We start from the raw sequence: 24,236 nt of genomic DNA, 5'->3' as shown, positions 1-24,236 counted from the left end.
AACAATGCGTATGTGCTCGTCGAAATTCGGTCTCGGTCTGGCGGTCTCAGCCGCTGTGATCGCCGGAGATGCGCTGGCGCCAGCCGCGACGGCGGCACCGATGCCCCGGACCCGGGCTGCTGCGGCGGACACCGCCCGGCAACTGCTTACCGGCAATGGCAGGGGATCGGGCGCGGGTCAGCCGTTTGGCGTCGGGGCGCTCAGCAGCGTCCAGCTGGGCACTGACAGTATCCGCGTCGGCGACAACGTCTGCGCGGGCAACCGCAAGGGGACCGGCAACGGAACCAATGGCTCCGACCTGCGTTCCGCGGAATTCGCCGCACCTAGAGCAACGATAGTAGCCCTGACCTGCGGAGACGCCCCGAATGGCCTGTTGGGGCGTTTCTCTAGGCATAGAGAAACGGCCAGGTCAGAGAGGTGGCGATGTGCGCCAAGGCTCCAGCAATGCAGCGAAGCATGACCGCCCAAATCCCAATCATTAGGGGCAAGTTGACGATTCTTGTGCCGGGCGAGGCACCGCCCCTCTATCGTGGCTCCCGGCTTGATGGGCCAGGCGCCGCCCGGCAGCCCGCTGGCGTCGGATCCAGGACCTGCCCTGACCTGCGAGAACGTCAAGCCCTAGAGGAACGGCCTGCAGCGCCCGAAGAGGAGAAGCTGCAGGCCAGTAGGCGTGCCGTGGCTCTATGAGCTCCGAATTACGCGGAACGCAGGTCCGACGGAGGGATCCGTGCCGGGCTGTGCAACGGCAGCACCAACGGCGGAGGTGGCACCGACGGGGCACCGGGCCGAGGCGGCACCAACGGTGGCAACGGCGCAGGCGCAGTGGGTGGAGGCGACGGCGGGCGAGGCGGCGACGGTAGGACCTGCCTCGGCATCGGCTGGGAGCGCAGTGGTCAGGGAGGCCGCGGCGGCAACGGCTGACCGCCCGCCCGCAGTCGACCGCTCACTGTCTTGCGCGGGCTGCCGGACGTGCCGGTATCATCCGTCCCTTTCAGATCGCGGCAAGGGACTGCTCGGCCCACACGGTCTTGCCGACGCGGTCGTGCCGGGTGCCCCAGCGCTGGACGAGCTGGGCGACCATCAGCAGGCCCCGCCCTCCTTCGTCGAAGGTTCTGGCGCGCCGCATGTGCGGCGTCGTGCTGCCGGAGTCGAAGACTTCGCAGACCAGGGTGCTGTCCTGATGGATCAGCCGCAGCTGGATGGGCGGCTGGCCGTAGCGGATGGCGTTGGTGACCAGTTCACTGACCACCAGCTCGGTGATGAACGCGGCGTCGTCCAATCCCCAGGCGGCCAGTTGGTCGCCGGTGTGCCGGCGGGCCCGGGAGACGACGGCGAAGTCGAAGTCCAGATCCCAGGTAGCGACCCGGTCGGCATGCAGGGCCCGGGTACGGGCGACGAGCAGCGCGACATCGTCGGCCGGGGGATGCGTCAGCAGGGCGGTGAGTACCCTGTCGCAGATTGTCTCCAGAGCCATGGCCGGGCGCGCCAGAGCAGCGAACATCTTGTCCAAGGCCTCGTCGATGTCGTGTTCACGGGCTTCGAGCAGACCGTCGGTGTAGAGGACGATCAGGCTTCCCTCGGGCAGTTCCGCCTCGACGGCTTCGAAGGGCATCCCTCCTAGCCCCAGTGGTGGTCCGGCGGGGACGTCGAGGAAGCGTACGACGCCGTCGGGCGTCACCACCGCGGGTGGGGGGTGGCCCGCCCGGGCCAGGGTGCACCGGCGGGAGACGGGGTCGTAGATCGCATACAGGCAGGTGCTGCCGATGCCTACGGCAGTCTCGGCGGCCGGGTCCCTTGCGCCCTCTTCCACCGACAGGTGCAGCACCAGGTCGTCGAGGTGGGTGAGGAGCTCGTCGGCCGGCAGGTCGACATCGGCCAGCGTGCGCACCGCGGTCCGGAGCCGGCCCATGGTGGCGGAGGCCCGGATGCCGTGGCCGACCACGTCGCCGACGACGAGAGCCACTCGCGCACCGGACAGCGGGATGACGTCGAACCAGTCGCCGCCCACGCCGGCTTGGGTGACGGCAGGCACATAGCGGGAGGCGATGCCCACTGCCGTCTGGTCGGGCAGCGTCTGCGGGAGCAGGCTGCGCTGCAGGGCCATGGTGGTGGTACGCGCCTGGGTGTGTCGGCGGGCATGGTCCAGGGCGACGGCGGCCTTGGCTGCCAGTTCCTCCGCCACGCGCAGGTCACCGACGTCGAAGGGCTCCCGGTGTCTGTGCCGGGCGAAAAGGGCGATGCCGAGGCTGCTGCCGTCGCTCACCAGGGGCACCACCATCAGCGACTGCATCCCCGCCCCACCCAGCCATGCGGCACCGGCGTCCGCCTGCGCCCACCCGTCCAGAGCGAGGGCGTCCGAGCCGTAGAGGGCGGCGTGGCCCAAGGCCAGGCACTGTGCCGGGGGCGAAGCCGCAGGGTAAAAGGTCGCCGCTCCCGCCGCGGCCGGGAACAGCCCACTGCCCTTAAGGACCGAGCGGTACGCAGCACGACGCACCACGACCGGCTTCGTCGTTGACACAGGGGCGGCCGCGTCCAGCTGCTGCGGAAAGTCGAGCAGGTCGACGGCCACGAAGTCCGCGAAGTCGGGGACGGCGACATCGCTGAACTCCTGTGCGGTAAGCCCGATATCGAGGCTGCTGCCGATCCGCGCTTCCGCCTCGTGCACGAGGAACTCTCGCTGCTGGACGAACGAGCCTTCCGGCCCAGGGTGGGCCGCCAGGCACACTGCGCGCACCCGGCCGCCCGGGTCTTTGAGCGGGGTGAGGTATGCCGACCAGCCCAGCCCAGGGCTGGTGCCCGGCAGGCGAAGGGCCGCGTTCCGCCGCTGCACCTCACCGCACTCCAGGGCCCGGCGCATCCCGCTGTCGATCTGCGTGCTTCCCTCACCAGGCGCGATGTCCGTCATACGCAGTCCGCGCATGACCTTCTCGGTCAGGCGCAGAGCCTGTTGCATGCCCACACTGACCTGTACCAGTCGCCGGTCCGTATCGAAGATTGCAAGGCTGTCGGGCGACTGGCGAAACGCCCATTGCTCCAGTGTTTCGGTGCTCAGCGTGTCCGCCGGCCCCGCCACGGCGGACACCACCAGCCATTCGGCCGGACCGCCGACCGGAGCGCGGCGGTGCGCCAGCACGTCCAACTCCACCTCGTGGCCGTCCCGGTGCCGCAGCGCCACGGTGCCGCTCCACCGTTCCAGCTCGCCCCATGAGTGCCGGGCGGCCTCACCGGCGTCGGCGAGCAGGCTGGCCGCGGCCCGTCCCAAGACCTGGGAGGACGAGTATCCGAGCAGCCGCCGGGCACCTTCGCTCCACCCCGCCACAATGCCCTGATCACTAACGGCCGCCGTGGCCGTGCAGGCCGACTCGAAAGAGGCGTCCGGCTGGCCCGGATCCTTGCCAGGAGGGGTGAAAGATCGTTCCATCGCCGCTCATCTCGCCCTCTGCTCGCTGATCTCGACCCCACACCCTCTCTGGAGGAGACCTCACCCCCAGTCTCTACCGACCAGCATGATCCAGAGAGCCACGAAGCACCAACGCAGCGCTGCGGATGCCAGGACCCCGGCGCAGCGCTTGGCGCCGTCGGCGCTCCGTCCGCGAATACGGCGCCGTGATGCGGCCGCCCGGGTCACGCGCCCAGGGCTATGGCCACCCGGGTGAGTTCGGCCGTGCAGTGGACATTGAGCTTGGCCCTGATACGCCGCAGATACGCGTCGACCGTGTGCTGGGACAGACCCATGAGACGAGCCGTTTGCAGGTAGGTGCGCCCTGCGGCGATGTGGTGCAGAGTCTCCTGCTCGCGCGGGGACAGGGAAGCTATGGATGCTTCGATGGGCGAGGCGGTGATGGGGCTCATGTGCATTTCCTGCGGTGGATCGGCTCGGTCGTCACTGCTCGCACTATCGGAAGCAGAGAGGCAAATGTCTGAATATTGCTATTTGCCCGATATGGACAGGCTGGCTCTGCAGTGTCATGGCGGGGTCCGCAGACTGTCGCAGCTGTGTCACAGGCAAAGACCGATCACCTCCTCAGCGCGCAGAAGCACCCACGGTCGGGCAGGAGGGCGGCGGCACGCCCTGCGCGGTACCCCACCGCATCCCGGCCGGCATCGCACCGCGGGGCGAGAGACGGCTGCCGACAGCATCACGTCGGCGGGGGTGCCGCGTGGAACGAGGAGCCGCCCCTGCGTCAAGCCCTGACATCCAGGAGCATGACGCGGCGCAAGTGCCCGGGCGCAATGGAGTCATGATCCAACCGGACACCGATGACTCACCCGCTAAATCCATTCACTGAATGTTTCGAAGGAGAATTCCACTGAACCTTTCTCATCCTGATCGCCAGGCTGTCTCGATGGCGTGAACGGCGGCAACGGTTCGGCTGATCCGGTTGGTGCTGCAGCGGGCCTTGCGGAAGATCCGCCATTGCTTGAAGCGGGCGAAGGCGCGTTCTCCTGGTGCCCGCAGCCGGGCGTGGTCGCGGTTAAACTGGGCGTACTTCTCAGGAAGGTCTCGGCCGTAGTAGGGGGTGCGTACGGTGGCTCCGGCTCCGCGGTAGGCCCGGTCGGCAAGGACGAGGAGCTGACGGGACAGGCAGGCCTGGATCACACCGTGTGCGCGGGCCGCGGTCAGGTCGTGCGTGCGACCGGGCAGGGCCCGCGAGAACCACAGCGGTGTCCCGTCCGGGGCGACCACGACCTGCACGTTCATCCCGTGGCGGCGGTGCTTCATCGAGTAGTACGGCTCGTCCGCCGCGATGCGGTCTGTGGCGATCAGGGTGCCGTCGAGGATGACGAACCCTTCCGGCGGCAGTTCGCGCAGGGCCTCGTGCAGGCTTGGAGCGTGTTCGGCGAGGATCTCGACCGTCTCGGTCACGTACCGGCCGGCGGTGGCGGTGGAGACGCCGAAGGCAGCTGCGACCTGGGCCAGGGTCTCGTTCATGCGTAGGTGGACCAGGACGAGCAGGGCCTGCCGGAAGCAGCCAAGTCTGCGCCAGCGGGAGTTCAGCTCACACCTTCGGGCGTAGATGAGCCAGGAAACGTGCTCAACGACCTCATGCGGGATGTCGAGCATGGCACGATACGGGACCAACAGGGCTCCTGTGTCGAGACGTTGATGAGTGAGATCACCAGCGCAACGACCGGGAGCCCTGCCGCGTTACGAACTCGCCGCCAGCCGACATCACCCAGAGACCACAAGATGAGAAGGGTTCACTGGCTCGCGTATTCACCAGGCACGCAGGTGTCCTCCTGCCCGCCAGCTCATTCGCTGCCCCCGCGCCCACGGGCGTGCATGCGGCGGTAGGTCGCTGGCAGCCGGTTTGATTTGCCCTGCTTCGCCCAGCAGGAGCCTGCGGTGGACCGGATCCCCAACGGCCCGAACTCGTCGAAGGCGAAGCCCCGGTCCGGGAAGCGGTCCAGAACCTGCTCGATCCGGTCGAGCTCGGCGTCGCGAGCAGGGCAGCGGCACGGTTGTCGGCTGCGTCGCGCTTCCGGCGTGTCCGGACGCCGTGTTCGAGCTGGCAAGGACGGCCGTGGCCCCCGCCGCGCAGGGACGCGGCATCGGCCGCCGGCTCGTGGCCGCGGTGATCGACCGCGCCCGGGCACAGGGTGCGGCCCGGCTGTTCCTCGGCACGAACAGCAAGTCGGCTCCCGCCATCCACCTGTACGAGGAAGCCGGGTTTCGTCAGGATCACCCGCCACCGTCTCCCCGGCCCATGGGCCCTCGGCTGTCCGGCCCAGGGAGCAACGGAGTCGGCGTCCTCCGAGGTCAGGGACGTCACGGAGCGGTAGCACGAGCCGACGCCGATTACCGATGAGGCCGTTGCCTTGGGCGGATGGGCGCCATGACCGAGATTCGTACACCCCGCCTCCTCCTCCGTCGCTGGCATGACGACGACCTCGCGCCGATGGCGGACATCAACGCGGACCCGCGGGTCATGCGCTGGGTCGACGACGGCTCGGTGCGTGATCTGGAGCACACGGTGGAGGACATCGAGCGGCGGGAGGAGGAGTGGGACGAGGAAGGCTTCGGACTCTTTGCCGTCGAGCTGCTGGCCTCGGGTGAGCTGGCCGGCTTCACGGGGCTGTCCGTGCCCGAGTTCCTGCCGGAGGTACTGCCCGCCGTGGCGATCAGGTGGCGCCTCGGCTCACAGTTCTGGGGTCAGGGATACGCATCCGAAGCCGCCCATGCCACGCTGGAGTTCGCGCTTCAGGACCGCGGCCTCGACCACGTCATCAGCATCAACCGAGCGGGTGACGCCGCCTCCGAGAACGTCATCCGCAAGCTCGGCATGGTGCCGGAGCGAGAGACGACGCACCCGGTGTACGGCTGTCCGCTGCGCGTTCACACCATCGATCTCACCGAGTTCCAGGCGTGAACCAGCCGAGCCGTGACATCCGGGGCGAGCCCGATACCGCGACCGCGCGGGCCCCCGAGGTGTGACGCGCCTCACGCCCCCTGCCCCGCCGGCATGTGGACGGGTGTCGGCGGAGTGCGAGCCGCCTGAAATCCGACACGGCTTATTGCCCCCGTCTATTCCGGGCTATTCGGGTGATTTGCTTCACGCGCAAAGTTTATTGTTCAACCATGTATGTGTGAGTAGCTTTGCCAGAGCCAAGACAACGGGGCGTCCGCCGTCAGCAGACACGGCAGGCGGACAGTGCAGGGAGGAAACATCATGAAGAAGCTCATGCGACGTACCGCGACCGTGAGCGTCTCTGCGGCACTCGCCGCAGGCGCCCTCCTCGCTGCCGCCGGCTCCGCGGCCGCGGCCACTGCGCAGGACGCCGGGCCCACCCCTGCCCGGGCCGTCCTGACCGCGCACGCGCAGACCATGGGCCTCCACGGCACACATCACCACCGCGACGGTCGGGCGTACGGTGACCGGCTCCATGACCGCGGTGACCAGGGCTACGGCAGCTTGTACGACGACAGCTACGGCCGCAGCGGCACGTACCGGACGGCGGGTGACCACCTCGTCCGTTGGGTCGAAGACCAGCTGCTGGCGTTCGACCCGTGGATCGAGGATCAGCTGGCGACGTTCGTCCACCCGGCGAACTGGGTCATCGGCACTTCGTGAACGACTGGCGCCGTAGCGTCCACCCGCACTCGGACCGCTGGGGGCCGAACCCGGACCAGTCCCCTGACCGCATGCCTGTCCGCGCGGCCTCCTAATATCATTTCGCATTCTTCGACGGACGCTGATGCCTGCTCGGCCGTGCCCGCCGCCCAACGTCCAAGACGACACGACGACTCCCTCGTACGGCGATGGAGTCGTGCATCGAGGAGGAACGGTCATGCACGCTCGGAGGATCGGCGCGGCCGCCGCGACAGCAGTGGCGCTTCTGGCTGCCCGCGACCTTGTCCAGAAGAGGCATGCGCTGCTCCGGAACTTCCCGGTGATCGGGCACGCCCGGTACCTGTTGGAGACGATCGGGCCGGAGCTGCGGCAGTACATCGTGACCTCCAACGAGGAGGAGCGGCCGTTCAGCCGTGACCAGCGTTCCTGGATCTACGCGTCGGCGAAGGAGGAGAACAACTACTTCGGCTTCGGGACCGACGTCGACGTCGAGCATGTGCAGGGGCACGCCTACCTCAAGCAGCGCACGTTCGCCGGCACTCTGCCCGACGCGCACGACCCGCAGGCGCCGCTGCCCTCGGCCAAGGTGCTGGGCGGGCCGCGCGGGCGTGCCAAGGCGTTCCGGCCGGCGAGCGTGGTGAACATCTCGGCGATGAGCTTCGGATCGCTCTCCGGCGCGGCCGTCACGGCGCTCAACAAGGGGGCGGCGCTGGCGGGCACGATGCACAACACGGGCGAGGGCGGCCTGTCGCCGTACCACCGCAACGGCGGCGACCTCGTCCTCCAGATCGGTACGGCGTACTTCGGCTGCCGCAACGAGGACGGCAGCTTCAACCTCGACAAGCTCAAGGACGTGGTCGCCGGCGCCCCGGTCAGGGCGATCGAGATCAAGCTCTCGCAGGGGGCCAAGCCAGGGCTGGGCGGGATGCTGCCGGGCGCGAAGGTGACCCCGGAGATCGCCCGGATCCGCGGCATACCGGTCGGCAAGGACTGCGCCTCCCCGTCGCGGCACACCGCGTTCAGCGACGTCGACTCGATGCTCGACTTCGTCGAGTTGCTCGCCGCCGAGACCGGTCTGCCGGTCGGGGTCAAGAGCGCGGTCGGGGAGATGGGCTTCTGGCGGGAGCTGGCCGCGCTGATGGCGCGTGGCGACCGCGGTGTCGACTTCGTGACCGTCGACGGCGGCGAGGGCGGCACCGGGGCGGCGCCGCTGATCTTCACCGACTCGGTGTCGCTGCCCTTCCGGATGGGCTTCTCCCGGGTCTACGGCGCCTTCGCCGAGCTGGGTCTGACCGACGACCTGACCTTCATCGGCTCCGGCAAGCTCGGCCTGCCCGAGAACGCCGCGGTCGCCTTCGCTCTGGGGGCCGACATGGTCAACGTGGCCCGTGAGGCGATGCTGTCCATCGGCTGCATCCAGTCGCAGAAGTGCCACACCGACAAGTGCCCCACCGGCATCGCCACCCAGAACCAGTGGCTGGCCCGCGGCCTCGACCCGGCCTCGAAGGCCACCCGGGCCGCCGTCTACCTGCGCACCCTGCGCAAGGAGCTGACCAAGGTCTCGGCAGCCCTCGGGGTCGCCCACCCGGCACTCATCACCGCCAACGACATCGAGATCATGAACGGTGACTACGAGGCCCGCACCCTGGCCGGCGTCTACGGCTACAAGGACGGCTGGGGCGAGCTCGGCCCGCACCTCGCCGATGAGATCACGGCCCTGCTCACCACCAAGCCGACCGCCGTCCAGAAGCCCACCGTCTGACACACCCTCACCCGCCCGTGAACAGGCGGGCTGCGAGAGCGTCGTCGGCCCGCACTCGGCGAGAACCCGCCGGCGCCTCGCCTGTCAGCAGGCAGGCACGCGAGGGGGCCGGGATGCCGCGCTACGACGCCTTCGGGCCGCGCCGCACTACCGCGGCGGCGCGCGTCCGCTCCTTGTGTCCCTCTCCCCTCCGGAGGTTCGCCCATGGGGGTCCTGCCCGCCCGTGTGCTCTTCGGTGCCGCGTACTACCACGAGTACACGCACGCCAACGACTGCACGGCCGACCTGCGGGAACGGCTCAGGAGCGATCTGGACCTGATGGCCGAGGCCGGGTTCACCGTCATCCGGGTCGGCGAGTCCGTCTGGTCGACCTGGGAGCCGGACAACGGCCGCTTCGACCTGGACTGACTCCAGCCCGTCCTCGACGGCGGCTCCGTGCCGGCCCGTGCCCCGCTGGAGCCCGGCCCGTGGGACGTACGGATCCTCGTCACCGCGGACGCAGCGCCGACGGCCGAGGACGAAGCCCCCGTGTTTCCCGCCCGGCGCCCCTCCGGCTGACCGGGCTCCTGTCACCGGGGCCGGCTACCGGTCGGCCGGAGTGATCCGACGGCCTGTGAGGTGCGTGGGCCGGATCGACACCCACATCTCGCGCCCGCCGCCCGCCCACGGCCTGGTGTGGGCCCGTTCGGTGAGCCGGTGGACGGCCCCGGGCTCCGTCACCACGCTCGCGGGGCCGACCGCGAGCACGCTCCAGCCCTGGCTCAGCGCCTCGTCCACATGGTCGACCTCGAAGGCGACCTCCCTGCCCGCGGCTGCCGCCGGCGCGGAACCGGGTGCGGTCCGGAAGGCGATGGCGTCGTCGACGACCTCGTAGTTGACCGGGACGACCGCCGGGCGGCCGTCGGAGGACGACACCGCGACGCGCCCCACACCGTGCGTCGAGAGCAGTTCGCGGCACTCGTCCGGGCTGAGATCCCGCAGCTGCGGGTGGAGCAGCGCGTGGCCCTGTCCCGGTGGGAGATCCATGCCTCCGCCGCGCAGCGCGGCGACCGTGGTGCCCAGGGCGTCGGCCAGCCTGATGACCGTGGCCATGGTCGGATCCGCGGGCCGCTCTTCCAGGTAGGCCAGGTAGTCGGGGGACATCCGGGCGCGGCCGGCCGTCTCCTCCCGGCTGAGCCCCCTCCTGCGGCGCTCGGCCCCCACGCGCCGGCCGATGTCGCCGGGATTCGCCGTCCCGGCGGGAGGGGCGGTCAGGGACCCGGCCTCCGCCTCGTCCGTGCGGGGCCGCGTCCCTCGTGCGGCGGCAGCCGGCCCGACCTGCTCAAGGTGACGGATGTGGGCGTCGGGCCCCGGGAACACGAGGGTGACTTCGTCCGTGTCCGACCAACGCACGTCGTACGGAGGCGTTCCGTCCTCGTGGTGGAGTCCGACGATCTTGCCGTCGCGCGTGGTGGCGCCGGTCGTCGGGCTGTCGATGACGAGCAGGTCGCCGAGGTGAGCTCGCATGATCGCCGCCCTCTCCTCACAGGGGTGCTGTATCCAACCTGCCACGCGGGGCGCGTGGTCGCACGGTCGCGCGGGGCCGTGTTGCCCGGGAGTACGGCGGGGGTGACCGTGGAGAGGGGGAGCGAGGAAGTGAGAACCGTGCGAGCGCTCGTTTACCACGGCCCGGCACAGACCTCCTGGGACAGCGTCCCGGATCCCGTGATCGAGGAGCCGACCGACGCGATCGTACGCATCGACGCCACCACCGTGTGCGGCAGTGATCTGCACATCCGGCGGGGGGACTTTCCCGAGGTGAAACCCGGGACGGTGCTCGGTCACGAAGCCGTCGGCGAGGTCGTGGACGTCGGCGCCGACATCCACCGGCTGCGCCCCGGGGACCAGGTGATCGTGTCGTCCGTGTCGGCCTGCGGTGACTGCGGGGAGTGCCGTGCGGCCAGGTACGGCCAGTGCCGTGGGGGCGGCGGATGGATCCTGGGGAATCTGATCGGCGGGACCCAGGCCGAGCTGGTGCGGGTGCCGTTCGCCGACCACTCCGTGACCCGCTGTCCGTCCGATCTCCCGCTCGACGACGCCGTGCTGCTCGCCGAACTCCTCCCCACCGCCTACGAGGTCGGGGTCCGCAACGGACATGTGTCCCCGGGAGACACCCTCGTCGTCGTGGGCGCGGGCCCCGTCGGCCTCGCCGCGGTGATCGTGGCGCGGCTCTACTCGCCCCGCCGGATCGTCGTCGTGGACCTGGCCGGCGCCCGGCTGGAGACCGCGCTCAGGGTCGGCGCCGACGCCGCCGAGTCGCCGGGCGCGATGATCGCCGAGCTGTCCGAGGGGCCGGGCGCCGACGTGGTCATCGAGGCCTCGGGCGATCCGGACGGCTTCGTGCTGTGCACGCGCGCCGTCCGCTCGGGGGGACACATCGCCAACATCGGCTCGCACGGCAAGCCGGCGACGCTGCATCTGGAGTCCCTGTGGCGCAAGAACGTGACGATCAGCACCGGTCAGGTGGACACGTCCGCCACCCTGTGGCTGCTGGAGCTGCTGCGCTGCGGACGCCTGCCCGTCTCCGGCCTGGTCACCCACACCTTCGGCCTCAGCCGCATGGAGGACGCCTACGAGCTGTTCGCGCACGGCGCCACGACCGGAGCGCTCAAGGTCGTACTGCACCGCGAGTGAACCAGCCCCGGCAACCCGTCCGGCGCGCTGGATCCCCCGAACTGCTTGCCACGGCGACCCCATGAAGGGCGGTGGGGAACATGACGCTCCCTCTGGTCGTGGGCGTCGACGGGTCGGACTCGTGTCTGACGGCGGTCGACTGGGCCGTGGCCGAAGCCGTGCGCCACGGTCTTCCGCTCAGGCTGGTGTACGGCTCCCTGTGGGAGCGCTACGAGGGCGGCCTGCCGGCAGCGGGCCACGAGCGCCCCTCCGAGCAGCTGTTGGCGGAGCACATCGTCGCCTCCGCGGCCGACCGTGCCGCCCGGCGCGCCACCGAGGTGAAGGTCACCACCGAGATCCTCCCGGAGGACGCGGCGGACGCCCTCGTGCGCGCGGGCGACCATGCCTTCGCGCTGGTGACGGGGTCGCGTGGGCGTGGTCGGCTGCAGGGCATGCTGCTCGGGTCGGTCGGTCTGGCCGTGGCTGCCCGCGCGCCCTGCCCGGTGGTCGTGGTGCGGGGCGACCCGGCAGGCCTCGCAGGCACGCACGAGCGGATCCTGCTCGGCCTCGGGGATGCCGACACGGGGGCGGAGGCCGTGCGGTTCGCCTTCCGTGAGGCCGAGGTGCGCGGCTGTGTGCTGGACGTGGTGCGCGCTTGGCGCAGGCCCGCCCACGACCGGATCGGCGACCGCGCAGCGGCCGCCGACACCCACGCGCAGCGTGCCTCGGCGCTGCTCGACGATCTGCTCGGCGCCGCTGCCACCGCGTATCCGCACGTCCGGACGCGCCGGGCCACTCCTGAAGGCACGGCGGGCAGGATCCTCGTGGACCGGTCGGCGGCCGCGGATCTCGTGATCATCGGGGCGGGGCACAGAGCGGGGCGTTTCGGACTTCAGCTCGGTCGGGTGAGCCACACCCTGCTGCACCACGCCTCGTGCCCGGTCGCGGTCGTGCCGCAGCGTCACTGACCGCGTCCGCCGCCGCGCGTCATGCCGCCGGATGCACTTCTCTGGCGGTGCGGCGATGCGTCCCGCAGCGTGGAGTACGGCGCCGGCGCGCACGTCCGAAGAGGCGTCGGAAGGAGAGGTGGCACGCATGGACAAGGATGTCTCCGAGCGCCGGGTGGTGGTCGGTGTCGACGGGTCGCCGTCCTCGTACGAGGCCCTGCGCTGGGCCGTGCGCTACGCCGGCCTGCTGGACGCCACCGTGGACGCCGTCGCGGCGTGGGAGCTGCCGGGCCTGCACGGCTGGTCGGCGCCCGCCGTGGACATGGAGGTCGACGAGGAGGAGACCCGGGAGACGCTGCGCGAGGAGCTGACCGACGTACTCGGCGCGGACGCGGTCCGCTCGGTCCGGCCCCACGTGGTGCACGGCAACGCCGCCGACGTCCTGCTGCGCGCCGCCGAGGGAGCCGAGGTACTCGTTGTCGGCAGCCGGGGCAGGGGCGGATTCGCCCGCGCCCTCCTCGGTTCGGTCAGCCAGCACGTGTCCCAGCACGCGAACTGCCCGGTCGTGATCGTGCGCACCGCGTCGTCATGACCGCGGCGTCGACCGCGACCCCCCTGGCCGACTTCCACGCGGCTCCTGTACCGGTGAGCTCGGCCGTGAGCCGGGGTCAGAGCACGTCGAGCAGGTCCGACACCGCTCGCCGTGGGCTCGCATGCCCTTCGGGGCCGTGGCCGAGCCGGATCACCATCTGGACGTACGCCATGTCCGAGACGGGATCGCGTACGGCCCAGCGGATCTCCGGCCACTCCAAGGGCTGGGACGTGACCGAGGTGACCAGTCCGTCCGCGGTGGCCCGCAGCAGGACCCGCTCCAGTGCCTGGCCCGCACACAGCCAGTCCGCGGGCTCGTCGCGGGCCGTGCCCAGCAGAGCGACGTTCGGGTTCTTCTCGGAGGGCGCCCAGCCTCGTCCGGGCACCGGGCGGCCCGCGGCGAAGTCACGCACCGGGGCGGAGGTGGTGGGTTGGCGTGGACCGAACGCATCGGCGGGGATGCCGTCGGGCACCGCGACGGCATCCGGTGCTTCCGTGTGCGTCCACCGGGCCGTCTCCTGACGCAGTCCGGGGTCGAGCGCTTCCCTGCCCTCGGCGTCCCGCACGAGTTCCAGGATCGACCGCACGTGCCAGGCGCCGGGGAACACCAGCTGCGCACCCTCGGCGCGGGCCGCCTCGCAGAGCCGCTCGCGCACGGCGGCCGGGATCTCCTCGTCGCGGAACGGCACTCGGCTGGAGTGCCGGCGGCGGATCGCGGGCCGCAGCGGGACGAGCGACCCGTCGGGTGCTCCGGTGCCGTGCAGCCGCACCTCGGCGAGGAACTCCGGGCAGGCCGGATCGGGCAGCACTCGCACGGTCGGCGACAGCCCCGCCGCGGCGGCGGCCACCCGCAGGTTGAACAGCGCGGCGCCGCACCCCACGTGCAGGCCCCGGTTGTCGGGGTCGGTCCGCGGCAGAGCGCGCTCCAGGTCGGCGTACAGGCGCAGGACATCGCTGTCGCGCAGGTAGCGGAACGCCCAGGGCTGTGCGTTGTGCAGCGAGGGCGCCGCACCGGCGTCCGCCACGAGCGCGGTGACGGTGTCCACGCCAGGAGACGGTGCGGTCATGGTGACTTCCCTTCGTGCCGGTCCGGCGGCTCACCCGGGGGACGGGACGGCGATGACCGGGCAGCGGGCATGGTGCAGCACGCCCTGACTGACCGAGCCCAGCAGCATGCCGGTGAAACCTCCGCGCCCCCGGGTCCCCACGACCAGGCCCAGCGCATGGGCCGAGGCCTCGGTGAGCACCTGCACGGGATGTCCGACGACCAGTTCGTGACGCAGCTCGACTTCGGGGAAGCGGTCGCGACGGCCCGCCACGACCTCGGAGAGCAGCCGGCGGGCCTCCTGCTGCGGCGCGTGCTCGTCGAAGATCCTCAGCGGCCCGGGTTCCCACACGAGCAGGGCCCGCAGCTCGGCGCCGCGCAGGGCCGCCTCCTCGAACGCCATGTCGACCGCGGCGACGGAGTGCGCGCTGCCGTCGACGCCGACCACGAAGCAGGCCGGGTCCTGAGTGATGTGCTCCGGCTCGGGCACGACCACCAGGGGGCAGCGCGTGTGCGCCATGACCGGCAGGGCGACCGATGCGGAGCCGAACACCTCCTGGCCCCGGCTCAGATGGCGCGATCCCAGGACGACCGCGGTGGCGTCGCGACTCTGCTCGCGCAGCACCCACGCGGGATCGCCCTCCGCCAGCAGGACGTCCAGCTCCAACCGCGGATGCCGGGCCGCGACGAAGTCCCCGGCCTGCTCCAGCACGTGCTTTCCCGCACCGTGCAGGGACTCGTTCCACTCCTCCCAGGAGGGTGGGACCTCTCGCCCCCGCAGGCCCCTGGTCGGCACCCCCTCGACGTGGACCGCCCGCAGTGGCAGGCCACGACGGGCGGCCTCGTCGGCAGCCCACGCCAGCGCCGTGCGCCGGGCGGGATCGGGATCGACGCCCACCACGACCGGAAGACGGTCACCGGGCCGGGACACGGCCGCCTCCAGCCGCCAACTCGCCACAGCCGTATACGGGTTCGCGTACGACCGCCCCGGCCCGCCTGCCGATGGGCCGCGCGGCCCGGTCCTCGTCCTGACGTCGTACGGGAGCCGTCGTCCGTGCGGGAGCCGTCATCGCTCTCGTCTCCTTCCCGCGGTGCCGCGGACGGGCGGCGCCGCCGATTACATCGAAGGTCCCAGCGGTGCCGGCCTGCCAGGGGCCATTGGTCCCCACAGCGGGCCCGCCGGTCCTCGGCAGGGCGGACTACGGTCGTCGGCAGTCTCCCGGGCCTCAGTGGTCCGAGCGCCCCGTCGAGCCCTGCGGCTCCAGGTGGGACGCGAGGACCGCCGCCTGGACCCGGCGCTGGACGCCGAGCTTGGACAGCATCCGCGAGATGTGGTTCTTGATGGTCTTCTCCGACAGGTACAGCTTCTTGCCGATCTCACGGTTGGTCAGGCCGTCGCCGATCAGGGCGAGGATCTCCCGCTCCCGGGGCGACAGGCTCGCGAGCTCCGGCGGCATCGAGGGGGCCGCGCCCGGATTCCGGAGGGAACGCATGAGGCGGGCCGTGGTCGCGGGGTCCAGCATCGACTGCCCCGAGGCGACCGTGCGGACCGCCGAGACGAGGTCCGAGCCCTTGATCTGCTTCAGGACATAGCCGGACGCCCCGGCCATGATCGCGTCCAGCAGGGCCTCCTCGTCGTCGAAGGAGGTCAGCATCAGGCACGCCAGCCCGGGCACCCGGTCGCGCAGTTCGCGGCAGACCGTGATGCCGTCGCCGTCGGGCAGCCGGACGTCCAGTACGGCGACGTGCGGGCGCAGCGCGGGGCCGCGGGTGAGCGCGTGCTCCGCGGTGTCCGCGTCGCCGACCACCCGGATGTCCGGTTCGGCGTCGAGCAGATCGGTCAGTCCACGGCGGACCACTTCGTGGTCGTCCAGCAGGAACACCCGGATCGGGTCCTGCTCGGTGAAGGTGCGTGGCTCGGTCATGGCGACCCCTCGTTCCCCGGTGGCGAACAGACTGCGACTGTCCGTGACGCTGATCATGACCTGCCGGCGCCGCACGCACTAGGGCCGATCGGCCCCCCTCGCTACAGGGTCCTCGTGGACGAGGTCGAACCGCACGTCCACCACTCCTTCGACGGCCCGCACCAGGCGTGCGGCCACCGGGACCAGCGCACGGTCGCGGATGCGGCCCGCCAGTGTCACGACGCCGTCCCGCACCTCCACCTGGACGGCCGAGGCCGACAGGGGGAAGAGGTACGACACGATCTCCCGCCGGACCTCCCCGGCGATGTCCTCGTCGTCGCGAAGGAAGACCGTGAGCAGGTCGGCGCGGCTGACGATCCCCTGCAGCAGCCCGGCCTCGTCGACGACGGGCAGCCGTTTGACGCCACCCCGCGCCATGATCCGGGCGGCCTCGGCGACGGTGGCGGTCGCCCGTACGGTGAGCGCCGGGGAGGACATCACGTCGCCTGCCGTCAGGCCCTCGGCCTTCGCCACGTCGACCGGCTGACGCAGTTGGAGGTAGGCGGCATCGGGGTCGTCCCTCAGCTCTTCCTTGGTCAGCAGGTCGGCCTCGGAGACCACGCCCACCACCCGGCCCTCGCCCTCGATCACCGGCAGCGCGCTGACCTTCCAGTCCTGCATCAGCTGCACGGTCTCCTTGAAGGGGGCCCGGCGGCCGATGGCGGCGACCGTCTGGGTCATGACATCACTGACGATGCGCGAGGTGCCGTACATGGTGAACTCCGTGGGTCCTGTGCCGGTCCTGCCCTTTCCAGCCTGTGCCGATGCGGTGAAGCCGGCCAGGGGCCACCCGGCCCTGCGGGTGCCCGTGCGTTGCGTCATGCGCGCGTCACTCGTGCTCCGCAAGGGGGCCGTTCGGCTCTGTGCAGGGACCTGCGGCCCCTGACCCCGCGACGGCGGTGTCACCACGCTGGTATCGGATTCCTCGTCCCGGGAGGTGGAGGCCATGACCCGAGCCGTCACGGCAGGTCTCGACGGTTCGCCCGAAAGCCGTGCCGCCGCCGAATGGGCGGCCCGCGAAGCGCGGCTGCGTGATCTGCCGCTGAAGATCCTCCATGTCTTCGAGCCCGCGCCCCTGCCCGTGGCGCAGGCTCCGCTGCTCGGCGCCGAGACGAGCCAGGACTGGGCGGAGAGGATTCCGGCCGAGGCCGCGGAGGGCCTGCGACTGCGCCACCCCGGTCTCGAAGTGATCACCGAGCAGGTCACCGGCGAGCCTTCCGAGGTCCTGGCCGAGGCGGCGGGCGCCGCGGAGTTGCTGGCGCTGGGCTCACGCGGTCTCGGCGGGATCGGCGGGTTCATGACGGGTTCGGTCAGCCTGTCCGTCATCGCCCACGCCGTTCGCCCGGTGGTGCTGGTGCGGGCCGGAGAGCAGGCCGCCGACGAACACTCGGCGGACCCCGTGGGGATCCCGTCGGCCGCGACCCCCTTCCGGCCCGTCGTCGTCGGCCTCGACACCGACGACGTGGACGAGACGCTCCTGGAGTTCGCCTTCGACGCCGCCGCACGCCGTGACGCTCCCCTGCGGATCGTGCACGGCTGGCCCGAGCCGCCCACCGCCTTCTACCGCTTCTACGGTGACGCGGAACTCTCCGGCACGCTCTCCCGCGGTCAGGCGGCCGCCCTGACCGAGGCCGTACGGCCCTGGCGGCGGAAGTTCCCGAACGTCGACGTCATCGAGGCGAGCCGCTGCGGCAGCGCCGCGCAGGTCCTCGTCACCGCGGCCCGCGACGCCTCCCTCGCCGTGGTCGGCCGGCGCATCCGCACCAGCCCGCTCGGGGCCCACATCGGCCACGTCACCCATGCGGTCCTGCACCACGTCGTGGCGCCCGTCGCCGTGGTCCCGCACGGCTGACCCGCAGCGGACGAGTGGAGACGAGCAGAGACGAGTGGAACGGAGAGGAGAACCATGACGGATCTTCCGATCGTCGTCGGCGTGGACGGCTCGGAGCCGAGTCTGCGAGCCGTGGACTGGGCAGCCGACGAGGCCGCCCTGCGCGGGGCACCGCTCCGGCTGGTGCACGCGTCCTTGTGGGAACGCTACGAGGGCGCACTGCTCGATCCCGACCCGGACGAGCCGTCCGAGCGCATGCTCATCGAGGACATCGTGGCCGTCGCCTCGCGCCGCGCCGGCCGCAGGCAGCCGGAGGTCGAGGTGACGACGGACGTGCTGCCCGAGGAGCCGGACTACGTGCTGATCCGGGAGAGCCGTGCCGCCCTGATGCTGGTGGTGGGATGCCGTGGCCGCGGCGAGATCGCCGACGCGCTGCTCGGCTCCGTGAGCGTGACGGTCGCCGGACACGCCCACTGCCCGGTCGTCGTGCTGCGCGGCAGCCACGACAACCAGGCCCGCGCCGGGATCCGGGGCCGTGTCGTCCTCGGCGCCGGCGAGAAGCCGCCGGAATCGGCCGCCGCGCGGTTCGCGGCCGAGGAGGCCTTGCTGCGGAGCGTGCCCCTCCGGGTCGTACGGGCATGGCGGCGGCCCGTGCACGCGACCGGTGAACCGGCGGACGTCCACGAGGGTCAGGCCGCCGAGATCCTGGAGGAGGTCCTGCGGGTCGCGCCGGCCGGCCTCGACGTGGACCGCCGCACCGTCGAGGGGTACGCCCGCGACGCCCTGATCGCGGTGTCCCGCGAAGCCGATCTGCTCGTCGTCGGCGCCCGGCGCCGGCCCGGACACCACGGACTCCAGCTCGGCCGCGTCGCCCACGGCGTCCTGCACCACGCGGCGTGCCCGGTGGCGGTCGTACCCGAACTTTCCTGATCAAACCGGCAAAATGGCCGACAACGGACGACGAATCCGAGGTTCCCATGCCCAAGGCCGCTCACCAGGACGACACCGCACCCATCGAACCCACCGAGCTGATCGAACCCACCGGACACACCGCTCTCACGGACGACGAACTGCGCACCCTCGACGCGCACTGGCGCGCCGCCAACTACCTCGCGGCGGGCCAGATCTATCTCATGGCCAACCCGCTGCTCCGTGAGCCGCTGCGGCCCGAGCACATCAAGCCGAGGCTGCTCGGACACTGGGGCACCTCACCCGGCCTGAACCTCGTGTACACCCACCTCAACCGCGTCATCACGGTGCGCGGACGCGACGCGCTGTGCGTGTGGGGACCGGGCCACGGAGGGCCGGCCGTCCTCGCGGGCTCCTGGCTGGAGGGCAGCTACAGCGAGACCTACCCGGACGTGTCACGGGACGCGGCCGGCATGGAGCGGCTGTTCCGGCAGTTCTCGTTCCCCGGCGGCGTCCCGAGCCATGTGGCGCCCGAGACCCCGGGGTCGATCCACGAGGGCGGCGAACTCGGCTACTCCCTCGCGCACGCGTACGGCGCCGCCTTCGACAACCCCGGACTGCTCGTCGCCTGTGTGATCGGCGACGGCGAGGCGGAGACCGGGCCGCTGGCCGCCTCCTGGCACTCCAACAAGTTCCTCGACCCCGTCCACGACGGTGCCGTGCTGCCGATCCTGCACCTCAACGGCTACAAGATCGCCAACCCGACCGTCCTGTCCCGGATTCCGCGGGAGGAACTGGACGCGCTGCTGCGCGGATACGGCCACGAACCCATCCACGTCACCGGTGACGACCCCGCCACCGTGCACCGAGCCCTGGCCGCGGCGTTCGACGAGGCGCTGGACCGCATCGCCGAGGCGCAGCGCGCCGCGCGGGAGGACGGGGCCGGTGACCGGGTGCACTGGCCGGTCATCGTGCTGCGCACACCGAAGGGCTGGACCGGCCCCGCCGAGGTCGACGGCGAACCCGTCGAGGGAACCTGGCGCTCCCACCAGGTCCCGCTGCCCGCCGTCCGTGAAAACCCGGCGCATCTGCGGCAGTTGGAGCAGTGGCTGCGCTCCTACCGGCCGGAGGAACTGTTCGACGCCGACGGACGGCCCGTACCCGACGTGCTGGCCTGCGTCCCCGGCGGACCGAGGCGGCTCGGCGCCACCCCGCACGCCAACGGCGGCCTCCTCGTCCGCGAGCTGCCCCTCCCGCCCCTCGACGGCATCGCCGTACCCGTCGACAAGACGGGCTCGACCCTGCACGAACCCACCCGGATCCTCGGCACCCTCCTCGAACAGGTCATGAACGACACGCGGTCGCGCCGGGACTTCCGGCTCGTCGGCCCGGACGAGACCGCCTCCAACCGGCTCCAGGCCGTCTTCGACGCCAGCGGAAAGGCCTGGCAGGCGGGCCTGCTGCCGGTCGACGAACACCTGGACCGGCACGGCCGGGTACTGGAGATCCTCTCCGAACACCTCTGCCAGGGCTGGCTGGAGGGCTACCTGCTCACCGGCCGGCACGGACTGTTCTCCTGCTACGAGGCGTTCGTGCACATCGTCGACTCGATGGTCAACCAGCACATCAAGTGGCTGAAGACCTCGCGCGAGCTGGCCTGGCGCGCCCCGGTCGCCTCCCTCAACTACCTGCTGACCTCGCACGTGTGGCGCCAGGACCACAACGGCTTCTCCCACCAGGACCCCGGTTTCGTCGACCACGTCCTGAACAAGAGCCCCGACGTCGTCCGCGTCTACCTGCCGCCGGACGCCAACACCCTGCTGTGCGTCGCCGACCACGTCCTGCGCAGCCGCGACTACGTCAATGTGATCGTGGCCGGTAAACAGCCCTGCTTCGACTGGCTCACGCTGGACCAGGCGCGCGAGCACTGCGCGCGCGGAGCCGGGATCTGGGAGTGGGCCGGCACCGAGAACGGCGGCGCACCGGACGTCGTCCTGGCGTGCGCCGGGGACGTACCCACCCAGGAGGTGCTGGCCGCCGCGCAGCTCCTGCGCCGGCACCTGCCACGCCTCGCGGTGCGCGTGGTGAACGTCGTCGACATGACCCGCCTGCTGCCGCACGAGGAGCACCCGCACGGCATGACCGAGTTCGAGTACGACGGCCTGTTCACCACCGACAAGCCGGTGATCTTCGCCTACCACGGCTACCCGTGGCTCATCCACCGCCTGGCGTATCGCCGCACGGGGCACGGGAACCTGCACGTGCGCGGCTACAAGGAGTCCGGCACGACGACGACTCCGTTCGACATGGTCGTGCGCAACGACCTCGACCGCTACCGGCTCGTCATGGACGTCATCGACCGGGTCCCGGGCCTCTCCGTGCGGGCGGCGTCCGTGCGCCAGGCCATGGCCGACGCCCGCACCCGTCACCACGCCTGGATCCGCGCCCACGGGACAGACCTGCCCGAGGTCGCGGAGTGGAGCTGGCAGAGCTGAGCACGGACAGCTCACCGGCCCCGACCACGACAGCGGCGCTCGCGGCACCCGGCGTCGTGCGGGGTGCCGCGCCCGGCCCGGCGGGGGCTCACCGGTAGGGGGGCGGGGTGCGTGGGACGGAACGTGGTCGTGTCAGCCGGACCTGTGGCGCCACTGGGGCTCCACGGTGTCCCACTCCCGGTCCCAGCGGGCCGTGCGCCGCCGGTCCAGGCACGCCCGTGCGACCGTCGCCGCCCCGCACGCGGGGGCGGCGACGGCGAGGGCGGCCGCGGCACCGAAGAGACCCGCCTCGACAGCGCCCTCGACACGTCCCGTCGGCTTCGCGGGGGCCAGCCGGCCCTGGTCGTCCTGCCAGACCAGCACGCGGGACCCGGCACGCAGACCGGCGGCGACCGTCGTCCGCCCGGTGTGCGCGGTGCCGTCCGGGGCCGTCCAGCGGACCGTCGCCAGGACCCGGCCGTCCGCCGACAGGGCGGACAGGGCGCCGCTCGGCGCGTCCGCCGGCAGTACGGCGCGGACGGCGTGCCGGTGGGCGCGCTGCTGCGCGAACACGTCCTGCGCGGCACGGGTCGCCGTCACCGCGGCAACAGCGCCGCCGACCACCACGACGACCCACATCGCCAGGACGATCCAGGACTCCACGACGTCCTCGCGACGGCGCAGCGGGTTCCTGGCGTTCATCGGGCACCTCCTCGCCGCGGCGCTGCCGTCCGCGCCGTGTCAGGGACCGGGGGAGACGTCGGGTGCCGACGCGGGCCGAGGGAGCTCGGGGTGTACGTCGAAGACGTCCCGCAGCCCGGTGACGTGCAGCGCGCGCAAGAAGGCCGCGTCCCCCGCGACCAGGCGCAGCCGGCCCTGCCGGGCGAGCACCCGGTTGCGCGCGCGGCACAGGACGCCGAGTCCGACGCAGTCGATGAACGCGACCGGACGCAGGTCCAGCACCAGGTCGAGGTGGGATGCGCGGGTGACCGTGTCGAGCCGTTCCGACAGCGCGGGCGCCGTCAGCACGTCGATCTCGCCGCACAGGGTCACGACCGTCGCGCCGCTGCTTCCGTGGCGGGCCACGGCCGATACCGGTTCGACGGGCCCGCCGGTCGCGTGCGCCGTGTGCTTCTCGGCCATGGGGAGATCGAACCGGGTACACCGGGCACGACGGTAGGGCCGTCCGGCCCTGGTTGCCGGCCCGTCCCGGACACCTGCGCCACCCGTCTGCTTCCGGTCCGGGCCGTGGGCGCCCGTGCCACCGCCCGCCCGGTGCGAGGGCCGTACGGCCCAAGCGGAACGTCCCGCGCACCGACGAAGCTGAAGGTGCGGGGCGGCCTCCGGGCCGTGCCGGACGGCGCCGGACTCGCGACGGACCGACCGAAGAGAGTGAGGAACGCCATGAAGGGCTTCGTCTTCCACGGTCCCGGACAGGCCTCCTGGCAGGACGTCCCGGACCCCGGCATCAAGGAGCCGACCGACGCGATCGTGCAGGTCGGAGTCGTGACGATCTGCGGGACGGATCTGCACATCCTCAAGGGCGACGTGCCCGAGGTGCCTCCCGGAACGGTGCTCGGCCACGAGGCGGTGGGGGAGATCGTCGAGGTCGGCAGCGACGTGCGCACCGTCCGGCCGGGGGACCGCGTGCTGATGTCCTGCATCACCTCGTGCGGCCGGTGCCGCTTCTGCCGGGAGCAGCGCTACGGCCAGTGCCGGGACGGCGGAGGCTGGATCCTCGGCCATCTGATCGACGGCACCCAGGCCGAGTACGTCCGCGTTCCCCACGCCGACCTGTCGGTGCACGCGCTGCCCGGCGCCGTCCGCAGCGAGGACGCCGTCCTGCTCGCGGACATCTTCCCGACCTCGTACGAGGTGGGTGTCCTCAACGGGCGGGTACGTCCCGGAGACACCGTGGTCGTCGTCGGCACCGGTCCCATCGGGCTCGCCGCGATCGTCACGGCGCGGCTGTTCTCCCCCGAGCGGATCATCGCCGTGGACCTGGCCCCGGCTCGGCTGGAGGCGGCCCACCGGCTCGGTGCCGACGCGGTCGCGGACGTCCGGGAGGCTCCCGCCCAGCTGGTGGCCGACCTCACCGACGGGCTCGGCGCCGACGTCGTCATGGAGGCCGTAGGCGTCCCCGACAGCTTCGAGCTGTGCACCCGCATGGTCCGCCCGGGCGGGCGCGTCGCCAACATCGGCGTGCACGGCAGGCCGGCCACGCTGCACCTGGAAGACCTGTGGATCAAGGACGTGACCATCACGACGGGCCTGGTGGACACCTACTCCACCCCGACCCTGCTGCGGATGACCGCCGCCGGCCGGCTGCCCACCGGGCACCTGGTCACCCACGCCTTCCCGCTCGGGCAGATGGAAGAGGCGTACGACGTCTTCGGCAACGCCGCCGAGACCGGCGCGCTCAAGGTGGTGCTCGGCGGGGAGCAGCACGCGCAGGTGGCCGTTCCCACGGCTCCCACGGCCTGACCGGCGGTGCCTCGACCTGCCGGCCGGCCCAGGGCACGCCGCACGAGGATCACGGTTGCCGATGCCGGCCGGCGTCGGTGAGCAGCACGCCCGTGACCAGTTCGGGACGGATGCGCACCGCGTGGTCCGTGCCGGGATGCGGCGCCCAGGGCTCCAACAGGGCGCGCAGACGGGCCACTTCACCGGGGGCCGAGACGAGGCGGGCGTACCCCGTGACCACCACGCTCCAGCCGAGGTGGGTGACCGGGTCGATGGCGTCGGCCTCGTAGGCGACCACGACCCCGTCTCCCTCGCTCTGCCCGGCGTGCGCGGTGAGCGCCGCGCCCTCGTGGGTGCGGATGACGATGTCGCCGTTGTCCAGGACGTGGCTGGCCGGGTGGATCGTCGGCAGGGCCTGGCGGGTGAAGACGATCCTGCCCAGGGTCACGCTGCCCAGCAGCCGCAGAGCCTCGACCCGGTCGAGGTCGATACGGCGGCGTACGCGCTCGGTTCCTGGGATCATGG

Annotated in this window: 24 protein-coding genes and 2 pseudogenes; 13 read left to right on the top strand and 13 right to left on the bottom strand. The window is 71.7% G+C overall.

Going from position 1 to position 24,236, the window contains the following annotated elements:
• Positions 1–991: 991 nt before the first annotated feature.
• The 4 genes and pseudogenes from AC4OXY_RS03220 to AC4OXY_RS03205 form a co-directional block, all read right to left on the bottom strand.
• On the bottom strand, positions 992–3,421 hold the full coding sequence (locus AC4OXY_RS03220; RefSeq protein ID WP_491993083.1) for a SpoIIE family protein phosphatase: 2,430 nt from the start codon (positions 3,419–3,421) through the stop codon (positions 992–994).
• Positions 3,422–3,624: 203 nt separating this feature from the next.
• Entirely contained in the window at positions 3,625–3,852 is a 228-nt protein-coding gene (locus AC4OXY_RS03215; RefSeq protein ID WP_491993082.1) for a response regulator transcription factor, read from the bottom strand.
• Between the two features lie 469 nt (positions 3,853–4,321).
• Positions 4,322–5,083: a transposase family protein gene (locus AC4OXY_RS03210; RefSeq protein ID WP_491993081.1), complete on the bottom strand. Its 762-nt coding sequence runs from the start codon at positions 5,081–5,083 to the stop codon at positions 4,322–4,324.
• A gap of 197 nt (positions 5,084–5,280) precedes the next feature.
• Positions 5,281–5,451, bottom strand: a pseudogene (locus tag AC4OXY_RS03205) (IS630 family transposase); the annotation flags it as partial.
• A 50-nt stretch (positions 5,452–5,501) separates the two neighbouring features.
• On the opposite strand from AC4OXY_RS03205, the gene AC4OXY_RS03200 reads away from it, so the two are divergent.
• The 6 genes and pseudogenes from AC4OXY_RS03200 (at position 5,502) to AC4OXY_RS03175 (ending at position 9,393) form a co-directional block, all read left to right on the top strand.
• A complete protein-coding gene (locus AC4OXY_RS03200; protein ID WP_491993080.1) occupies positions 5,502–5,810 on the top strand; it encodes a GNAT family N-acetyltransferase in 309 nt (102 codons plus the stop codon).
• Positions 5,811–5,837: 27 nt separating this feature from the next.
• Positions 5,838–6,371: a GNAT family N-acetyltransferase gene (locus tag AC4OXY_RS03195; protein ID WP_491993079.1), complete on the top strand. Its 534-nt coding sequence runs from the start codon at positions 5,838–5,840 to the stop codon at positions 6,369–6,371.
• Positions 6,372–6,671: 300 nt separating this feature from the next.
• Complete coding sequence (locus AC4OXY_RS03190; RefSeq protein ID WP_356040494.1) at positions 6,672–7,073, top strand: hypothetical protein; 402 nt, start codon at positions 6,672–6,674, stop codon at positions 7,071–7,073.
• A gap of 217 nt (positions 7,074–7,290) precedes the next feature.
• Positions 7,291–8,835: an FMN-binding glutamate synthase family protein gene (locus tag AC4OXY_RS03185; RefSeq protein ID WP_491993078.1), complete on the top strand. Its 1,545-nt coding sequence runs from the start codon at positions 7,291–7,293 to the stop codon at positions 8,833–8,835.
• Positions 8,836–9,039: 204 nt separating this feature from the next.
• A pseudogene (locus tag AC4OXY_RS03180) lies at positions 9,040–9,240 on the top strand (beta-galactosidase); the annotation flags it as partial.
• 30 nt (positions 9,241–9,270) lie between these two features.
• Positions 9,271–9,393 carry a hypothetical protein gene (locus tag AC4OXY_RS03175; protein WP_356036288.1) on the top strand — a complete coding sequence of 41 codons (123 nt, stop codon included), beginning with the start codon at positions 9,271–9,273 and terminating at the stop codon, positions 9,391–9,393.
• 24 nt (positions 9,394–9,417) lie between these two features.
• Here the strand turns inward: AC4OXY_RS03175 and AC4OXY_RS03170 are convergent, their stop codons facing one another.
• Entirely contained in the window at positions 9,418–10,341 is a 924-nt protein-coding gene (locus tag AC4OXY_RS03170; protein ID WP_356036291.1) for a pyridoxamine 5'-phosphate oxidase family protein, read from the bottom strand.
• Positions 10,342–10,479: 138 nt separating this feature from the next.
• On the opposite strand from AC4OXY_RS03170, the gene AC4OXY_RS03165 reads away from it, so the two are divergent.
• The 3 genes from AC4OXY_RS03165 to AC4OXY_RS03155 all read left to right on the top strand — a co-directional run bounded on the left by AC4OXY_RS03165 (position 10,480) and on the right by AC4OXY_RS03155 (position 13,026).
• Entirely contained in the window at positions 10,480–11,508 is a 1,029-nt protein-coding gene (locus AC4OXY_RS03165; RefSeq protein WP_356036293.1) for an alcohol dehydrogenase catalytic domain-containing protein, read from the top strand.
• Between the two features lie 80 nt (positions 11,509–11,588).
• A complete protein-coding gene (locus tag AC4OXY_RS03160; RefSeq protein ID WP_356036296.1) occupies positions 11,589–12,455 on the top strand; it encodes a universal stress protein in 867 nt (288 codons plus the stop codon).
• A 127-nt stretch (positions 12,456–12,582) separates the two neighbouring features.
• Positions 12,583–13,026: a universal stress protein gene (locus tag AC4OXY_RS03155; protein ID WP_356036298.1), complete on the top strand. Its 444-nt coding sequence runs from the start codon at positions 12,583–12,585 to the stop codon at positions 13,024–13,026.
• A gap of 76 nt (positions 13,027–13,102) precedes the next feature.
• Here AC4OXY_RS03155 and AC4OXY_RS03150 read toward each other — a convergent pair whose 3' ends face one another.
• The 5 genes from AC4OXY_RS03150 to AC4OXY_RS03130 all read right to left on the bottom strand — a co-directional run bounded on the left by AC4OXY_RS03150 (position 13,103) and on the right by AC4OXY_RS03130 (position 16,748).
• On the bottom strand, positions 13,103–14,092 hold the full coding sequence (locus tag AC4OXY_RS03150; RefSeq protein WP_491993077.1) for an Acg family FMN-binding oxidoreductase: 990 nt from the start codon (positions 14,090–14,092) through the stop codon (positions 13,103–13,105).
• Positions 14,093–14,122: 30 nt separating this feature from the next.
• Positions 14,123–15,001, bottom strand: coding sequence for a universal stress protein (locus AC4OXY_RS03145; RefSeq protein ID WP_356036303.1), 879 nt, complete (start codon positions 14,999–15,001; stop codon positions 14,123–14,125).
• Entirely contained in the window at positions 14,985–15,140 is a 156-nt protein-coding gene (locus AC4OXY_RS03140; protein WP_362818021.1) for a hypothetical protein, read from the bottom strand. The genes AC4OXY_RS03145 and AC4OXY_RS03140 overlap by 17 nt, the downstream gene beginning before the upstream one ends.
• A gap of 156 nt (positions 15,141–15,296) precedes the next feature.
• A complete protein-coding gene (locus tag AC4OXY_RS03135) occupies positions 15,297–15,995 on the bottom strand; it encodes a response regulator (RefSeq protein WP_491993076.1) in 699 nt (232 codons plus the stop codon).
• A gap of 78 nt (positions 15,996–16,073) precedes the next feature.
• Entirely contained in the window at positions 16,074–16,748 is a 675-nt protein-coding gene (locus AC4OXY_RS03130; RefSeq protein WP_356036382.1) for a CBS domain-containing protein, read from the bottom strand.
• 232 nt (positions 16,749–16,980) lie between these two features.
• Between AC4OXY_RS03130 and AC4OXY_RS03125 the strand changes: the two genes are divergently transcribed.
• From AC4OXY_RS03125 to AC4OXY_RS03115, 3 genes are read left to right on the top strand one after another with little or no spacing between them, the layout of a single operon-like run.
• Complete coding sequence (locus AC4OXY_RS03125; protein WP_491993075.1) at positions 16,981–17,886, top strand: universal stress protein; 906 nt, start codon at positions 16,981–16,983, stop codon at positions 17,884–17,886.
• A gap of 54 nt (positions 17,887–17,940) precedes the next feature.
• Positions 17,941–18,795 (top strand): universal stress protein, encoded by an 855-nt coding sequence (locus tag AC4OXY_RS03120; RefSeq protein ID WP_491993074.1) that lies wholly within the window; start codon positions 17,941–17,943, stop codon positions 18,793–18,795.
• Between the two features lie 47 nt (positions 18,796–18,842).
• Positions 18,843–21,269 (top strand): phosphoketolase family protein, encoded by a 2,427-nt coding sequence (locus AC4OXY_RS03115; protein WP_491993073.1) that lies wholly within the window; start codon positions 18,843–18,845, stop codon positions 21,267–21,269.
• A gap of 132 nt (positions 21,270–21,401) precedes the next feature.
• Here AC4OXY_RS03115 and AC4OXY_RS03110 read toward each other — a convergent pair whose 3' ends face one another.
• Both AC4OXY_RS03110 and AC4OXY_RS03105 read right to left on the bottom strand, forming a co-directional pair.
• Positions 21,402–21,950, bottom strand: coding sequence for an Rv1733c family protein (locus AC4OXY_RS03110; RefSeq protein WP_356036315.1), 549 nt, complete (start codon positions 21,948–21,950; stop codon positions 21,402–21,404).
• Positions 21,951–21,989: 39 nt separating this feature from the next.
• Positions 21,990–22,391: an STAS domain-containing protein gene (locus AC4OXY_RS03105; protein WP_356036317.1), complete on the bottom strand. Its 402-nt coding sequence runs from the start codon at positions 22,389–22,391 to the stop codon at positions 21,990–21,992.
• A 261-nt stretch (positions 22,392–22,652) separates the two neighbouring features.
• Here AC4OXY_RS03105 and AC4OXY_RS03100 point away from each other — a divergent pair, with 261 nt between their 5' ends.
• On the top strand, positions 22,653–23,732 hold the full coding sequence (locus AC4OXY_RS03100; RefSeq protein ID WP_356036320.1) for a zinc-dependent alcohol dehydrogenase family protein: 1,080 nt from the start codon (positions 22,653–22,655) through the stop codon (positions 23,730–23,732).
• Positions 23,733–23,781: 49 nt separating this feature from the next.
• On the opposite strand, the gene AC4OXY_RS03095 is transcribed toward AC4OXY_RS03100, so the two are convergent.
• Positions 23,782–24,234: a pyridoxamine 5'-phosphate oxidase family protein gene (locus AC4OXY_RS03095; protein WP_356036323.1), complete on the bottom strand. Its 453-nt coding sequence runs from the start codon at positions 24,232–24,234 to the stop codon at positions 23,782–23,784.
• Positions 24,235–24,236: the final 2 nt, after the last annotated feature.

Source organism: Streptomyces sp. HUAS MG56, assembly GCF_058673395.1.
The sequence above is the reverse complement of the archived record's forward strand: the minus strand, read 5'-3'. Positions and strand labels throughout refer to the sequence as shown.

What these genes read in the sequence shown, in the direction of transcription:
- AC4OXY_RS03220 (WP_491993083.1), bottom strand. Translation starts at nt 3,421, where the DNA reads ATGGAACGATCTTTCACCCCTCCTGGCAAGGATCCGGGCCAGCCGGAC.
- AC4OXY_RS03215 (WP_491993082.1), bottom strand. Translation starts at nt 3,852, where the DNA reads ATGAGCCCCATCACCGCCTCGCCCATCGAAGCATCCATAGCTTCCCTG.
- AC4OXY_RS03195 (WP_491993079.1), top strand. Translation starts at nt 5,838, where the DNA reads ATGACCGAGATTCGTACACCCCGCCTCCTCCTCCGTCGCTGGCATGAC.
- AC4OXY_RS03190 (WP_356040494.1), top strand. Translation starts at nt 6,672, where the DNA reads ATGAAGAAGCTCATGCGACGTACCGCGACCGTGAGCGTCTCTGCGGCA.
- AC4OXY_RS03185 (WP_491993078.1), top strand. Translation starts at nt 7,291, where the DNA reads ATGCACGCTCGGAGGATCGGCGCGGCCGCCGCGACAGCAGTGGCGCTT.
- AC4OXY_RS03170 (WP_356036291.1), bottom strand. Translation starts at nt 10,341, where the DNA reads ATGCGAGCTCACCTCGGCGACCTGCTCGTCATCGACAGCCCGACGACC.
- AC4OXY_RS03160 (WP_356036296.1), top strand. Translation starts at nt 11,589, where the DNA reads ATGACGCTCCCTCTGGTCGTGGGCGTCGACGGGTCGGACTCGTGTCTG.
- AC4OXY_RS03155 (WP_356036298.1), top strand. Translation starts at nt 12,583, where the DNA reads ATGGACAAGGATGTCTCCGAGCGCCGGGTGGTGGTCGGTGTCGACGGG.
- AC4OXY_RS03150 (WP_491993077.1), bottom strand. Translation starts at nt 14,092, where the DNA reads ATGACCGCACCGTCTCCTGGCGTGGACACCGTCACCGCGCTCGTGGCG.
- AC4OXY_RS03140 (WP_362818021.1), bottom strand. Translation starts at nt 15,140, where the DNA reads ATGACGGCTCCCGCACGGACGACGGCTCCCGTACGACGTCAGGACGAG.
- AC4OXY_RS03135 (WP_491993076.1), bottom strand. Translation starts at nt 15,995, where the DNA reads ATGACCGAGCCACGCACCTTCACCGAGCAGGACCCGATCCGGGTGTTC.
- AC4OXY_RS03130 (WP_356036382.1), bottom strand. Translation starts at nt 16,748, where the DNA reads ATGTACGGCACCTCGCGCATCGTCAGTGATGTCATGACCCAGACGGTC.
- AC4OXY_RS03125 (WP_491993075.1), top strand. Translation starts at nt 16,981, where the DNA reads ATGACCCGAGCCGTCACGGCAGGTCTCGACGGTTCGCCCGAAAGCCGT.
- AC4OXY_RS03120 (WP_491993074.1), top strand. Translation starts at nt 17,941, where the DNA reads ATGACGGATCTTCCGATCGTCGTCGGCGTGGACGGCTCGGAGCCGAGT.
- AC4OXY_RS03115 (WP_491993073.1), top strand. Translation starts at nt 18,843, where the DNA reads ATGCCCAAGGCCGCTCACCAGGACGACACCGCACCCATCGAACCCACC.
- AC4OXY_RS03110 (WP_356036315.1), bottom strand. Translation starts at nt 21,950, where the DNA reads ATGAACGCCAGGAACCCGCTGCGCCGTCGCGAGGACGTCGTGGAGTCC.
- AC4OXY_RS03105 (WP_356036317.1), bottom strand. Translation starts at nt 22,391, where the DNA reads ATGGCCGAGAAGCACACGGCGCACGCGACCGGCGGGCCCGTCGAACCG.
- AC4OXY_RS03100 (WP_356036320.1), top strand. Translation starts at nt 22,653, where the DNA reads ATGAAGGGCTTCGTCTTCCACGGTCCCGGACAGGCCTCCTGGCAGGAC.
- AC4OXY_RS03095 (WP_356036323.1), bottom strand. Translation starts at nt 24,234, where the DNA reads ATGATCCCAGGAACCGAGCGCGTACGCCGCCGTATCGACCTCGACCGG.